At 71.1% G+C, this 13,304-nt stretch carries 11 protein-coding genes; 2 read left to right on the top strand and 9 right to left on the bottom strand.

Translation table 11 applies throughout. The features are described 5' to 3' along the window. Window positions 1-136 precede the first annotated feature (136 nt). The gene (locus CR165_RS05245; protein ID WP_245906152.1) at window positions 137-787 is read left to right on the top strand and encodes an exopolysaccharide biosynthesis protein; all 651 of its coding nucleotides are present in this window, start codon (window positions 137-139) and stop codon (window positions 785-787) included. 128 nt (window positions 788-915) lie between these two features. On the opposite strand, the gene CR165_RS05240 is transcribed toward CR165_RS05245, so the two are convergent. From CR165_RS05240 to CR165_RS05225, 4 genes are all read right to left on the bottom strand, one after another. After that, complete coding sequence (locus CR165_RS05240; RefSeq protein WP_109515881.1) at window positions 916-1,482, bottom strand: cob(I)yrinic acid a,c-diamide adenosyltransferase; 567 nt, start codon at window positions 1,480-1,482, stop codon at window positions 916-918. Window positions 1,483-1,606: 124 nt separating this feature from the next. After that, a complete protein-coding gene (locus tag CR165_RS05235) occupies window positions 1,607-2,494 on the bottom strand; it encodes a cation diffusion facilitator family transporter (RefSeq protein WP_109515880.1) in 888 nt (295 codons plus the stop codon). A 122-nt stretch (window positions 2,495-2,616) separates the two neighbouring features. Next, window positions 2,617-6,117 carry a methionine synthase gene (gene metH, locus CR165_RS05230; protein WP_109515879.1) on the bottom strand — a complete coding sequence of 1,167 codons (3,501 nt, stop codon included), beginning with the start codon at window positions 6,115-6,117 and terminating at the stop codon, window positions 2,617-2,619. Between the two features lie 19 nt (window positions 6,118-6,136). Next, the gene (locus CR165_RS05225) at window positions 6,137-7,090 is read right to left on the bottom strand and encodes an ArsR/SmtB family transcription factor (RefSeq protein WP_109515878.1); all 954 of its coding nucleotides are present in this window, start codon (window positions 7,088-7,090) and stop codon (window positions 6,137-6,139) included. A gap of 29 nt (window positions 7,091-7,119) precedes the next feature. Between CR165_RS05225 and CR165_RS05220 the strand changes: the two genes are divergently transcribed. Further along, on the top strand, window positions 7,120-7,494 hold the full coding sequence (locus CR165_RS05220) for a hypothetical protein (protein ID WP_245906125.1): 375 nt from the start codon (window positions 7,120-7,122) through the stop codon (window positions 7,492-7,494). 34 nt (window positions 7,495-7,528) lie between these two features. On the opposite strand, the gene CR165_RS05215 is transcribed toward CR165_RS05220, so the two are convergent. The 5 genes from CR165_RS05215 to CR165_RS05195 all read right to left on the bottom strand — a co-directional run bounded on the left by CR165_RS05215 (window position 7,529) and on the right by CR165_RS05195 (window position 13,287). Further along, window positions 7,529-8,614, bottom strand: a complete 1,086-nt coding sequence (locus tag CR165_RS05215; protein ID WP_109515876.1) for an SMP-30/gluconolactonase/LRE family protein — start codon at window positions 8,612-8,614, stop codon at window positions 7,529-7,531. Between the two features lie 165 nt (window positions 8,615-8,779). After that, a complete protein-coding gene (locus tag CR165_RS05210; RefSeq protein ID WP_219929686.1) occupies window positions 8,780-9,913 on the bottom strand; it encodes a mechanosensitive ion channel family protein in 1,134 nt (377 codons plus the stop codon). 95 nt (window positions 9,914-10,008) lie between these two features. Then, window positions 10,009-10,527: a GNAT family N-acetyltransferase gene (locus CR165_RS05205; RefSeq protein WP_109515875.1), complete on the bottom strand. Its 519-nt coding sequence runs from the start codon at window positions 10,525-10,527 to the stop codon at window positions 10,009-10,011. A gap of 173 nt (window positions 10,528-10,700) precedes the next feature. Then, the gene (locus CR165_RS05200) at window positions 10,701-12,107 is read right to left on the bottom strand and encodes an esterase-like activity of phytase family protein (protein ID WP_109515874.1); all 1,407 of its coding nucleotides are present in this window, start codon (window positions 12,105-12,107) and stop codon (window positions 10,701-10,703) included. 121 nt (window positions 12,108-12,228) lie between these two features. Continuing rightward, a complete protein-coding gene (locus CR165_RS05195; RefSeq protein ID WP_245906124.1) occupies window positions 12,229-13,287 on the bottom strand; it encodes a YihY/virulence factor BrkB family protein in 1,059 nt (352 codons plus the stop codon). Between the last annotated feature and the right edge of the window lie 17 nt (window positions 13,288-13,304).

Here is a 13,304-nt window from a genome sequence, read left to right as displayed (position 1 = left end):
GCTGGCCTTTCCGGCCCAGTCGGGACAGAAGCAGGCGCCGCAGCGGAATGCCCTGCCAGGCGCCCCCGGAAAGCGTCCGCGCCGCGCCGGCACTGAGACAGCGCGCGACCGCCAGCAACAGGACAAGGCTTCCTTGATGCTCGATACGATGCCGCCTGCCCCGGCTTCCGCCCCGGCCGCGACGGCGCATGACGAGTCCGCGCCCATCTCCCGCATCGTGGCGGAGGTGGCGGCGACCTTCCCCGGCGAACGGATCAGCCTGGGCGAGATGGCGGAGGCCTTCGGCGAGCGCGCCTTCGGGCTGCTGATCCTGCTGCTCTGCCTGCCCAGCCTGCTGCCGGGCATGGCCAGCGTGTTCGGCCTGCCCATGCTGATCCTGGGCGTGCAGATGGGGCTGGGCTGGCGGGTGCCGAAGCTGCCGCGCTTCCTGGCCGGCCGCACGGTGAAGCGCACCGACCTGCTGCGCCTGGCCTCCGCCTCCTCCACCGGGCTGCGGCATGTGGAGCGGTTCGTGCGGCCTCGCCCCGGCTGGTTCACCACCCCCTTCGCCGAGCGGCTGGTGGGGTGGATGACGGTCTATTCCGCCCTCATGCTGATCCTGCCTGGGCCGGGCACCAACGGGCCGCCCGCCTTCGGCACCATCATCATGGCGCTGGGCGTGGTGGAGCAGGACAGCCGCGTGGTGGGGGTGGGGCTGGGCATCACCCTGGCCGGCTGCCTGTTCGCCACCGGCGTGCTGGCGGTGCTGTGCTGGTTCGGCGCGCAGGCGCTGGGGTGGATGTTCTAGAAAAGGCTTCTTCTTTTTCTGAAGAAAAAGAAGCAAAAAGACTTTTCGAGTCTGGCGCGGCGCTGTCACTCAGGGCGCAACGCCAACTCGAAAAAGTTTTTTGGTTCTTTTTTCCAAATAAAGAACCCTTACCTTTCTCCCCCCGGCACCCAGAGCACATCACCCCCCGCGTTCAACGCGCGGGAGAGCACGAAGAGGTGGTCCGAGAGGCGGTTGAGGTAGCGCAGCGCCGCCGGGTTCACCGGCTCGGCCGCCATCAGCGCCACCACCACCCGCTCGGCCCGCCGCGCCGCGGTGCGCGCCAGATGGGCATGCGCCGCCGCCGGCGTGCCGCCGGGCAGGATGAAGGAGCGCAGCGGCGGCAGGTCCTCGTTCATCGTCGCCACCTCCGCCTCCAGCCGGGCGCACTGGCTGTCGGCCATGCGCAGCCGGGCGCGGCCGCCCTCTTCCGCCGCGCCATCCCCCGGCACGCAGAGATCGGCGCCGAGGTCGAACAGATCGTTCTGGATGCGCGCCAGCATGGCGTCCGGCCCGCCCTCGGTGTGCAGCCGCAGCAGGCCGATCGCGGCATTGGCCTCGTCGACCGCGCCGATCGCCTCGATGCGCAGCGAATCCTTGGTCACCCGCGTGCCGTCGCCGAGCGAGGTCTGCCCGCCATCGCCGCCGCGCGTGGTGATCCTGTCCAGCCTGACCATGCCGCCCTCCCGGGAAAACGCTAGAGCAGATCGCGAGCAGGCTGCTTCGCCTGATCGCGTGAAGATGCTCGTGAAAACAACGATCTAGAGCCTTTTCCGTGAGCCAGTACGAACGGAAAAGACTTTAGAGGACCAGCACCCCCTGGTGCTTGGCCTTCATCTCCGGCTCCACATGGATGGTGATGACCGCGCTGCCAAGCTCCGCCTTCAGCGCCGCCTCGATCCGGTCGCAGATCTCGTGCGCCTCGGCCACCCGCATGTCCCCGGGCACGACGAGGTGGAACTCGACGAAGGTGGTGCTGCCGGAATGCCGCGTGCGCAGGTCGTGCGCCTCGATGGCGCCGGCCGCCTCGGTGGAGACCAGGTGGCGGATGCGCGCCAGCAGCCCCGGCTCCACCGCCTCGTCCATCAGCCCGCCGACGCTCTCGCGCATCAGCTGCCAGCCGGAGAACAGGATGTTCACCGCCGTCAGCGCCGCCAGCAGCGGGTCGAGCCACAGGATGCCGGTGAGCGCCACGGCGCCGACCCCCACCACCACCCCGGCGGAGGTGATGACATCCGACAGCAGGTGCCGCGCATCGGCCAGCAGCGCCGGCGAGCGCAGCCGCCGCCCGTTGCGGAACAGCAGCCAGGACCAACCGCCATTGATGGCGGTGGCCAGGGTGGAGATGGCCAGCCCCATGGCCGGCACCGTGGGCGCGCTCGGCGCCTGCCACGCCCCCCAGGCCTCGTTCAGGATCAGCAGGGCGGCGACGACGATCAGCACCCCCTCCAGCACGGCCGAGAAATACTCGGCCTTGGCGTGGCCATAGGGGTGGTTGGCATCCGGCGGCGTGGCGGAGAGGCGGATGGCCAGCAGCGCCGCGACGGCCGCGGCGACGTTGACGATCGATTCCAGCGCATCGGCGAACAGGGCCACGCTGCCCGTCAGCCACCAGGCCAGCGCCTTCAGCCCCAGCACCGCCAGGGCCACGCCCACGCTGCCCGTCGCGAGGGTCGTCGCACGGCTCATTCCGCTCATCCTGCGCTGTGTCCAGTCGAGGGCGTTCTAGGCCAGGGAGCGCCGGGAAGGGAAACCCGAAAAGGGCGGGGCTGTGGCGCGGCCCCGCCCCGGCTTGCGCCCTGCCCCGCTTCTCACACGGAGAAATACTTGGCGCGCGGGTGGTGCAGCACGATGGCGCTGGTGGACTGCTCCGGGTGGAGCTGCCACTCGTCCGAGATCGAGACGCCGATGCGCTCGGCCTTCAGCAGCTTCAGCAGCGGCGCCTGGTCCTCCAGCCGCGGGCAGGCGGGGTAGCCGAAGGAGTAGCGGCCGCCGCGATAGCCCTGGGAGAGCATCTTCTCCATGTCGCGGTCATCCTCGCCGGCATAGCCCAGCTCGGCGCGGATGCGCTTGTGGACGTATTCCGCCATCGCCTCGGCCATCTCCACCGAGAGGCCGTGCAGATAGAGGTAGTCCTGGTAGCGGTTGCCCTCGAACCACTCGCGGGCGATGTCGCTGGCCTTCTGGCCGACGGTGACGACCTGCAGGCCGATGACGTCGCGCCTCGAAGGCCCGTCGCCGATGTCGCGCACGAAGTCGGCGATGCAGTCGCCATCCTCCTTGGGCTGGCGCGGCAGGGTGAAGCGAGCCGCCTCCGTCACCCCGTCCTCCTCGAACAGGATGACGTCGTTGCCCTGGCCGGCGCATTTCCAGTAGCCGTAGATGGCCTGGGGCCGCAGGATTTTCTCCTGCTCGGCCAGGGCCAGCATGCGCTTCAGCACCGGGCGCAGCTCCTGCTTCGCCCAGCCGATGAAGTCCTCCAGGCTGCGCCCCTGCTTCCGGAAGCCCCACTGGAACTGGTAGAGGCTGCGCTCGTTGAGGAAGGGGATGATGGCCTTGGGGTCGGATTCCATCACCCGCGCGCCCCAGAAGGGCGGCACCGGCACCGGCTCCTCCGCCGTCAGCCGCCGCCGCCGCGCCTCGGCGTAGTTGACATCGACGGGGGCGAAGCCGCGCGGGTCGGCCGTGCCGAGGGTGCGGGTGCTGTTCTTCGACTTGCCGCTGCGCTTCGATTGCAGCGCGGCCAGGTAGCCGTCGAAATCATTGCCCATCACCTTGTCCATCAGGTGCAGGCCGTCGAAGGCGTCGCGCGCATAGGCGACCTTGCCGTTGGCATAGGCGCGGACGCAGTCATCCTCGACGAAGTTGCGCGTCAGCGCGGCGCCGCCCAGCAGCACCGGCACCTCGACGCCGAGGCGCGACATCTCCTCGAGGTTCTCGCGCATCACCACGGTGGACTTCACCAGCAGGCCGGACATGCCGATGGCGTGCGCCTTATGCTCGCGCACCGCCGCCACCATGTCGTTCAGCGGCACCTTGATGCCGAGGTTGACGACCTTGTAGCCGTTGTTGGTCAGGATGATGTCGACCAGGTTCTTACCGATGTCGTGCACGTCGCCCTTCACCGTGGCGAGCACGATGGTGCCCTTCTCCTGGCCCTCGATCTTCTCCATGTGCGGCTCGAGCCAGGCCACCGCCGCCTTCATCGTCTCGGCCGATTGCAGCACGAAGGGGAGCTGCATCTTGCCGGCGCCGAACAGCTCGCCCACCACCTTCATGCCGTCGAGCAGGATGCCGTTGATGATGTCGAGCGGCGCGATGCCCTTGGCCAGCGCGTCGGCCAGCTCGTCGTCCAGCCCCTTGCGGTCGCCATCGACGATGCGGTCCTTCAGCCGCCCCTCCACCGTCTCGGCCTTCACCTTCTTGGCCGAATCCGCCGCCTTGCGGCCGGCGAACATCTCCAGCAGCTTCTGCAGCGGGTCGTAGCCCTCGCTGCGGCGGTCGAAGATCAAATCCTCGGCGACCTTCACCTCCTCGGGCGGGATGCTGTGCAGCGGCTTGATCTTGCTGACATGCACGATGGCCCCGGTCATGCCGGCGCGCACCGCGTGGTCGAGGAACACGCTGTTCAGCACGTGCCGCGAGGCCGGGTTCAGGCCGAAGGAGATGTTCGACAGGCCGAGGATGATCTGGATGTCCGGGAAGCGCTCGCGGATCAGCCGGATGCCCTCCAGCGTCCACTCGCCCAGCTTGCGGTCGTCCTCGTTGCCGGTGGCGATGGTGAAGGTCAGCGGGTCGATCAGCAGGTCGCTCTGCGGCAGGCCGTGCTTGCCGCAGGCGAACTCCACCAGCCTTGTCGCGATGCGGAGCTTGTCCTCCGCCGTCTTCGCCATGCCCGTCTCGTCGATGGTCAGCGCGATGACCGCGGCGCCGAACTTCTTGGCCAGCTTCAGCCGGTCCTCGGCCGCCTGCTCGCCATCCTCGAAGTTGATCGAGTTGATGATCGGCTTGCCGCCATGCAGCTTCAGCGCCGCCTCGATCACCGGCGTCTCGGTCGAGTCGATCACCAGCGGCGCGTTGACGCTGCCGGTGAAGCGGCGGACCACCTCGTTCATCTCGGCCATCTCGTCGCGGCCGACGAAGGCGGTGCAGATGTCGAGGGAGTTGGAGCCCTCCCCCACCTGCTCGCGCCCGATGGCGACGCAGGCATCCCAGTCATGCGCCGCCTGCCGCTCGCGCCAGGCCTTGGAGCCGTTGGCGTTGCAGCGCTCGCCGATGGAGAAATAGGAATTCTCCTGCCGCAGCGTGGTGGCGCCGTAGAGGCTGGCGACCGACGGCACCCAGTGGACCTTGCGCGCCACCGGCGCCGGGCGGAAGCGCCCGCCACCCACCCGGCGCAGCATGGCGTCCAGCGCCTGGATATGCGGCGTCGAGGTGCCGCAGCAGCCGCCGATCAGGTTGACGCCATCCTCGGTGACGAAGCGCTCCATCCAGGAGGCCATCTCGGCCGCCGCCAGCGGGTAGTGGGTCTGGCCGTCCACCAGCTCGGGCAGGCCGGCATTGGGCTGCACCGAGATCAGCCCGGGCCAGTTCTGCGCGAGATACCGCACATGCTCGGCCATCTCCTGCGGCCCGGTGGCGCAGTTCAGCCCGATCAGCGGCACGTCCAGCGCCTGCACCACGGTGGTGGCGGCGGCGATGTCGGCGCCCACCAGCAGGGTGCCGGTGGTCTCCACCGTCACCTGCACGAAGATCGGGATGTCGCGGCCCGCCTCGCGCAGCGCGATCTTGGCGGCATTCACGGCCGCCTTGATGAACAGCGTGTCCTGGTTGGTCTCGGTCAGCAGCGCGTCCGCCCCGCCGGCGATCAGGCCGCGGCACTGCTCGGTGAGCGCGCGCTCCAGCGTGTCGTAGTCGATATGGCCGAGGGAGGGCAGCTTGGTGCCGGGGCCGATATCGCCGATCACCCAGCGGTCGCGGCCATCGGAAAAGCTCTCCGCCGCCTCGCGCGCCAGCTCGACCGAGAGCTTGTTGATCTCGAAGGCCTTCGAGCCCAGCTCGAACTCCTCCAGCGTGATCGGCGAGCCGCCGAAGGAGTTGGTCAGCACCATGTCCGACCCGGCCTCGTAGTAGCCGCGGTGGATCTCGCGCACCAGCTCGGGGCGGGAGAGGCACAGCACCTCGGTGCAGTTCTCCTTGCCCCAGTAATCCTTCTCGACATCGAGGGTGAGCGCCTGGACACGGCTGCCCATCCCGCCATCGCAGAGCAGGACACGGTCGCGCAGGGCTTCGAGCAGGGGCGGACGGGCCATGGAGGGGGGCCTTTTCGTGTCAGAAGGTCAGGGTGGTTTCGGGCAGCGCGGCGACCGGCACGGCCAGCCGGCGCGCCGGCCAGAGCCGGACCGGCAGCGGGCCGGCGATCTCCACCGGCGGCAGCGGCGCGCAGCCGGCGGCGCCGAGCCAGCCGGCCAGCCCCGCATCGTCGAAGCCGGGCCAGCGATGCGCGAGGCCGGAGAGCACGTCCTGCCGCCCATGCGGCGCCAGGTCGATCACCACGAGCAGCCCGCCGGGGCGCAGGATGCGCGCCGCCTCGGCCAGCGCGGCGGCGGGGTCCTCGGCATAGTGCAGCACCATCTGCAAGGTGGCGGCGTCGAAGCCGCCATCGGGCAGCGGCAGGCGGTACATGTCGGCCAGCCGCACGCTGGCGTTGGCGAGGTTCCGCTCGCCAAGGCGGGCGCGGGCCAGCGCCAGCATCTCGCGGCTGGCATCCAGCCCCAGCACGGCGGCCGCGCGCGGCGCCATCACCTCCAGCAGCCGGCCCGTGCCGGTGCCGATATCGGCCACCCGGCCCAGCCCTGCGGGCAGCAGCGCCAGCAGCGCGTCCTCGATGGCGGCGGCCGGCAGGTCGAGGGCGCGCATCTCGTCCCAGTCCGCGCCGTCGCGGCGGAACGCCTCGGAGGCGGCGCGCGCCCGCTCGGCGGCGATGCGGGCGGCGGCGCGGCGGTCGGCGGCCACCACCGGCTCCTCCTCCGGCAGCCGCGCCAGCACCTGGCGGATCAGCGCCGCCTCGGGCGAGAGCTGGAAATAGACATTGGCGCCCTCCGGCAGCCGCTCCAGCAGCCCGGCCTCGACCAGCAGCTTCAGGTGGCGGGAGAGGCGCGGCTGGCTCTGGCCGAGGATGGCGCAGAGCTCGGACACGCAGAAGGCGCCGCGGGCGCAGAGGGCCAGCAGGCGCAGGCGGGTCGGTTCGGCGGTGGCGCGCAATTGCGCCAGCAGGGTCTCCATGGGCTTGCGGATGACATAAAGACTTCTTTATGTCTAGCGCCATGCGCTGGTCCGTCGATGCCCGAACCCCCGTCCGCCTGCTGGATGCCGCCGACGCCCCCCCAGGGGCCACGGTGCTGGCCGAGGACGGCGCCCCCTTGCCGCAAAGCCCGGCGCGTGTCGAGCGCTTCGCCGCGCCGCCCGCCACGCCGCACCCCATCGGCTGCGCCTGCTGCCAGCCGCGCAATCCCGTGGCCATCGCGCTGGACCGGCTGTTCCTCGCCCGCACCCGGGGCGAAGCGCCCTGGTTCGATGCCATCCTCGCCGTGGTCAGGACCGGGGAGGGAGAAGCCGCCATCCGGGCGGCGCTGGACAGCGACAGTGTGGCTCAGGCGCGGTTCCGGCTCGAAGGGCGGGGGGAATGAATTCCCCCCGCGCCCCCCTTCTTCTTTCTGCCTGTCAGCAGAAATGCGCGCCGCGGGTCTCCACCGGCACCATGTAGAGCGACTGGCCGGCGGTCATGAACAGGCGGTTCCGCCGCGTGCCGCCGAAGCAGAGATTGGCGCAGATCTCCGGCAGCTTGATCAGGCCGATGCGCTGGCCGTCGGGGGCGAAGACATGCACCCCGTCATAGCCATCCCCCACCCAGCCGGCGCCGACCCAGAGATTGCCCGCCTCGTCGCAGCGTATGCCGTCCGCCATGCCGGTCTTCCCGTCCATCTCCATGCTGCAGAAGGTGCGCGGGTTGGCGAGGCGGGCGCCCTGCACGTCGAAGGCCCAGACCATGCTCTTGGCCTCGGGGTAGTGGCTGCGGCCGGTGTCGGCCACGTAGAGGGTGCGGTAATCCGGGCTGAAGCACAGGCCGTTCGGCTTGAAGGGCTGGTCCGCCACCTTCTCGACGCGGCCGCCGCCGGGCTCGATGCGGTAGACCGCCTCCTTGATCAGCGGGCGGGGGGAGTTGGCGGCCTCGGGCAGGCGGTTGCCCTCGTAGTCCATCAGCGCGCCATAGCCAGGGTCGGTGAACCAGATGGCGCCGTCCCCGGGGTGGACCACGGCGTCGTTGGGCGCGTTGAAGGGGCCGTCCGGGCCCTGCGCGGCCAGGATGGTCAGCCGGCCGTCCGGCTCGTAGCGCACCACGTCGCGGTGGAAGTGGCGGCAGGCGATCTGCCGTCCCTCGCGGTCGAAGGTGTTGCCGTTGGAATAGCCGGAGGGGCTGCGGAAGCGGCGGGAGACGTGCAGGTTCTCCTCCGTCAGCCGCAGGCACTCGTCGTTCGGGATGTCGGACCAGATCAGGAAGCGGCCGGTGGCGTGCCAGGCCGGCCCCTCCGCCCAGCCCATGCCGGTGTGCAGCCGGCGGATGCTGCTGTTGCCGAGGCGCGCGGTGAAGCGCTTCTCGTCCAGCGCCACGATGTCGGCATCCGGGTAGCGGGTGGGCGGGGCGCCGGGGCCGTAGATGCGCTGCGCGCTGGCCGTGGCGGGGGCCAGCGCGGCCAAGGCGGCCACGCCGAGCAGGGCGCGGCGGCTGTCCTGGACAGTCTCGAGCATTGTCGTTCCTCCCGCGGCGCCAGGGGCTGGAACCCCGTCTCCCCGGGCCGCGCCCGGCCGGAGTCGCCTTCACGCGCCCTGCGCCGCGGCCCCTGCTGTAGCATCCCGCCCGCCCAGCCTGCGCTCACCGCCGCGTGACAGCCGCGCGGGACAGGGGTGGCGCGCTCAGGCTTCCTGCGGGGCGCGGCGGGGCGCGTCGTGCCAGGCGGCGCCGGGCGGCAGGCGGTCGATCTCGGCGCGCTGGCGCGGCAGGGCGTGCGGGTGCTCGGCCTGCAGCCAGCCGATCATCTTCTCCCGCACCTCGCAGCGCAGGTCGAAGGCGCGGCCGGCATTGCTGGCGCTGACCAGCAGGCGCACCTCCATGGTGCCCTGCTTGAAGTCCGTCACCTGGAGGCTCACCACGCGGCCGTCCCACAGGCGGGAGGCGCGGGCCACCTCCTCCAGCCTGGCGCGCATGGCGGGAACCGGGGCGGTGTGGTCCACATACATCATCACCGTGCCGATCAGCGCCGCGCCCTCGCGCGTCCAGTTCTGGAAGGGCTGCTCGATGAAATAGGCCAGCGGCAGCACCATCCGCCGCCAGTCCCACAGCCGCACCACCACGTAGGTGGCGGAGATCTCCTCGATGTTGCCCCACTCGCCCTCGACGATCACCGCATCCTCCAGCCGGATCGGCTGGGTGATGGCGAGCTGGATGCCGGCGATCAGGTTCTTCAGCACTGGCTGCAGGGCCCAGCCGACCACCAGCCCGGCGGCGCCGGCCGAGGCCAGCAGCGAGACGCCGTATTGCCGCACCCCGTCGAAGGTCATCAGCGCCGCCGCGGCGGTGACCACCACGATCAGCGAGGCGGCGACCCGCTTCAGGATGCGCGACTGGGTGGCGTGCTTGCGGGCGAGGAGGTTGTCCTCCGCGTCCAGCTTGAAGCGGCGGAGATAGACGGTGGTCCAGATGCGCAGCGCCGTCAGCATCACCCAGCCGACCAGCCCGATGAAGCAGACCAGCAGGACATGCCGCAGGATGCCGGCCTGCTGCGCCGTCAGCGGCGCGATGCCGGCGGCGATGGACAGGGCGAACACCGCCAGCCCCAGCCGCACCGGCCCGGCGGTGCGCGACACCAGGGAGCGGAGGAACAGATCCCGCTCCTGCACCAGGCGCGTCAGCAGGCGGAACACCAGCCGGTGCACCAGCCGCGCCGTCAGCGCGGCCACCGCCAGCACGGCAAGGCTCACGGCCCAGTTCGGCGCCCAGGTGACGGAGGCGACGACCCGCCGTGCCGCCATGTCGAGCTGATCGAGCAAAAGCCCCCTCCCCGTCCGCTGCCCCTCTTCAATGCGGGCGGCGGGGCGGCGTTTCCAGGGCCGGGCACGGCCGTGTGAAAGAGGGGGCGCGCGCCTTATTCGGGCAGGGTGCGGTCCCCGGCGCCGAGGCTGCGCTGCATCGTCACCACATCCAGCCAGCGGCCGAACTTCAGCCCGGCGCTGCGCATGATGCCCACCTGCCGGAAGCCGAGCGAGAGATGCAGCCCGATCGAGCCGACATTCTCCGAATCGCCGATCACCGCGAAGAACTGCCGGAAGCCGGCGGCCTCCGCCCGCTCCAGCAGCGCCGCGACCAGCGACTTGCCGAGGCCCTGCCCGTGCACGTCGTGGCGCACATAGATCGCGTCCTCGGCGGCGTAGCGGTAGCCGGCCTCCGCGCCGAGGGCGCGGAAATAGGCGAAGCCCACCACCTCGCCCTGTTCCTCGGCCACCAGCCAGGACCAGCCGGCGCCCTGGATCTGCGCCATGCGCCGGGCCATCTCCGCCGGGTCCGGCGGCTCCGTCTCCAGCGTGCCGGTGCCGGTGAGGACGTGGTGGGCATAGATGGCGGTGACCGCCGGCAGGTCATCGGGGGTCGCGTCGCGCAACGGCATCCAGGGTCTCCGCCCCGCCGGGGCTCCTCGGGTTGCGGGCCCGCCCTCCCCCGGAAGGGGCGGGAGGCGGGCCATCCTGACGCAGGCGTAAGGGCGCCGCCGGACGGGGGCAAGCTCTCCGGCGGGCGAAAGAAGCACAAGGACTCTCGCCCGCCCGCCGGAGGGCGCCGGACTCAGCGCGTCCGCAGCAGCTCCGGCACGTGCAGCAGGATGAACTCGTTGTCATCCGCCTGCGTCAGGTGGCGGCCGGCGCTGAAGGGCAGGTTGTTGTCGTTCGCCACGATGATGTGCTCGGCATCCACCATCGCCACGTCCTCGATGGTGAAGAAGGGGAAGCCGAAGCGCTCGCGCGGGGCATCGGCGGCGCGGTCGCCGCGCTGGCGGGCGACGCCCTCGGGGTCGCGGATGTCCATCAGGTCGATATAGGCGAGCTTCTTCACGAAGCCCTCGGCATCGGCGGCGCCGAGGTCGACCAGATAGATGCGCTTGTGCCGGGCGGGGCTGGCGAAGCAGCCCGGGGGCGTCTGCCCCGGTGTCTGCCCCGGCGTCTGCCCCGGTGTCTGCCCCTGGGCGCAGGCCAGGGAGGGGTCGCCCTCGCCATTGTCGCGCTCGATCACCAGGGCGCGGCGCTCGTCGATGAAGTTGAAGTCGCCGATGGCGGTGGCGCCGGCCTCCAGCCGGTACTTCAGGCTGCGGCCGGTCCACTCGGCCTTCTGCGTGTCGAACTCGATCAGGCGCAGGAAGGCGCCCTCGGGCTTGCCCTCGGCGGTCAGCACCGGCTTCTCCAGCAGCGCCCAGAGGCGGCTGCCATCGGGCAGCATGGCCATGCCCTCGTAGCCGCCCGAGCGCTGCACCTGGAAGGGCACGCCGGCGGTGGGGCTGGCGGCGACCGTCAGCGCCGGGTGGTCGGGGCTGCGGATCACCTTCTCCTCCAACCGCGTCTCGGCCACCTGCCGCACCCGCCCCTCGGCGTCGACGCGGATCAGGTAGGGGCCGAACTCCTCGCCGATCCAGAAGCCCTGGCCGCCGGGGATGGGCTGGATGCTCTCCAGGTCGAAATCGGCGCCGGTCAGGTAGCGCGCCTCCGTGCCCTCATAGGCGATGCGGAAGGGCACGCGGCGGTCGGGGTCGGAGAGGAACACGGTGCGCTCCACCGCCACGCTGCCGGCGCGGAAGTCGGGCCGCACCTTGTGGAACATCAGCAGCGCGTCGGGGCTGTTCTTCTTGGAGCCGAAGCCGTTGTCGGTCAGCACCCAGTAGGCGCCCGGCTCGCCTTCCACCGGCTTGATGCCGGAGAAGCCCTGCACCGGCTGGCCGATGAAGGGCAGGCTGATGCCGGTGGGGCGGCCTTCCGGCGCCGGGCCGGTGGTGCCGGGGATGCTGCCGGGCCGCTCCGCCCGCGCCGCGCCGGTGAACTTGCCGGAGACCAGCGCGTCGCGCGGGGCATCGGCCGGCGGCAGGGTCATGGTGAAGGCGGGCAGCATGGCATGACCGGCCAGGCGGGCCTCCAGCTTCGGCTGGGCCTGGGCGGCGCCGGCCAGGCCCAGCAGGGCGGTGGCGGCCAACAGCATTGCGCGCATCGGAAGCACTCCGTCGGGGATCGATGCGGGCGCTGTTAGGGCCGCCCTGTTGCGGGCGCTTGACGGCGGGATGACGAAACCGCGTCAACCGCCGGCAGGTGCCGCCTCAGGCCGCATCCTTTCAGGCGACGGTGTCCGCCATGCGGGCGCCGCGGCGGCCCATGCGCTGCTCGGGGCCGGTGGTGGTGTCGCGCGCCGTCTGGTGCTCCATCTCGGCGTTCAGCTCGGCGCCGACCAGCACGATCATGGCGGAGAGCCAGATCCAGGTCATGAAGCCGACCACCGCGCCGAGCGAGCCATAGGTGGCGTCGTAATTGCCGAAATTGCCGACATACCAGGAGAAGCCCGCGGAGATGGCGGCCCAGCCCACCGCCGCGAACACCCCGCCCCAGCTCACCCAGCGCCAGCGCGCCTTCTCCCGGCTGGGGCCGAAGCGGTAGAGCGTGGCCAGCAGGCAGGTGATGACCAGCAGCAGGAGCGGCCAGCGCGCCAGGCGCAGCAGCCATTCCGTGCTGTTCTCCAGGCCCGCGAAGCGCAGCACCACCGGCAGCACCACCACCGCGCCCATCGCGATCAGGATGAAGACCAGCGCGCCCAGGGTGAAGGCCAGCGAGACCAGCGTCAGGCGGATGAAGCTGCGCTTCTCCGGCTCGTCATAGACGACGTTCAGCGCGTCGAACATCGCCTTGGTGCCCTTGTTGGCGCTCCACAGCGCCAGCACCAGGCCGGAGATCAGGCCGAAGCCCAGCTTGCTCGGCTCGCCGCCCGTCAGGCGCTGCAGCTGCTCGTTGATGATCTGCATGCCGCCCTCCGGCACGAAGCCGCCGAGCTGCTGCAGGTGGTTCGACACCGTCACGGGGTCGGCGAACAGGCCATAGACGGAGACCAGCGCGGTGAGGGAGGGGAAGATGGAGAGCAGGGCATAGAAGGTGATGCCGGCGGCCTCGGTCATCACCCGGTCGTCGTTGGATTGCAGCACCGCCCGCTTGAGGATGCTGGCCCAGCCCCGCGCCGGGATCTCGCCCGGCCGCCGCGCCCTGCGGCCCTCGCCCCGGGGGGGCCTGCCGCCCCCGCCTTCCCCGGCGGCGGGCGGCGCGCCCCTGCCCTCTGCCGCTGGCCGCCCCTGCCGGATGGCCTGGAGGGCGGCCCGCATCTGATCGGGATCGTGGTTGTTCGGCATGGGTCCGCTCCTCGGGG

Source organism: Teichococcus aestuarii, assembly GCF_003116135.1.
GTDB classification, from domain to species: Bacteria; Pseudomonadota; Alphaproteobacteria; order Acetobacterales; family Acetobacteraceae; genus Pseudoroseomonas; species Pseudoroseomonas aestuarii.
This window is presented reverse-complemented; position numbering and strand designations above follow the sequence as displayed.

Excerpts from the sequence above, each read along its gene's own strand:
- CR165_RS05245 (WP_245906152.1), top strand. The coding sequence starts at position 137 with ATGCTCGATACGATGCCGCCTGCCCCGGCTTCCGCCCCGGCCGCGACG.
- CR165_RS05240 (WP_109515881.1), bottom strand. The coding sequence starts at position 1,482 with ATGGTCAGGCTGGACAGGATCACCACGCGCGGCGGCGATGGCGGGCAG.
- CR165_RS05235 (WP_109515880.1), bottom strand. The coding sequence starts at position 2,494 with ATGAGCCGTGCGACGACCCTCGCGACGGGCAGCGTGGGCGTGGCCCTG.
- metH (WP_109515879.1), bottom strand. The coding sequence starts at position 6,117 with ATGGCCCGTCCGCCCCTGCTCGAAGCCCTGCGCGACCGTGTCCTGCTC.
- CR165_RS05225 (WP_109515878.1), bottom strand. The coding sequence starts at position 7,090 with ATGGAGACCCTGCTGGCGCAATTGCGCGCCACCGCCGAACCGACCCGC.
- CR165_RS05220 (WP_245906125.1), top strand. The coding sequence starts at position 7,120 with ATGTCTAGCGCCATGCGCTGGTCCGTCGATGCCCGAACCCCCGTCCGC.
- CR165_RS05215 (WP_109515876.1), bottom strand. The coding sequence starts at position 8,614 with ATGCTCGAGACTGTCCAGGACAGCCGCCGCGCCCTGCTCGGCGTGGCC.
- CR165_RS05205 (WP_109515875.1), bottom strand. The coding sequence starts at position 10,527 with ATGCCGTTGCGCGACGCGACCCCCGATGACCTGCCGGCGGTCACCGCC.
- CR165_RS05200 (WP_109515874.1), bottom strand. The coding sequence starts at position 12,107 with ATGCGCGCAATGCTGTTGGCCGCCACCGCCCTGCTGGGCCTGGCCGGC.
- CR165_RS05195 (WP_245906124.1), bottom strand. The coding sequence starts at position 13,287 with ATGCCGAACAACCACGATCCCGATCAGATGCGGGCCGCCCTCCAGGCC.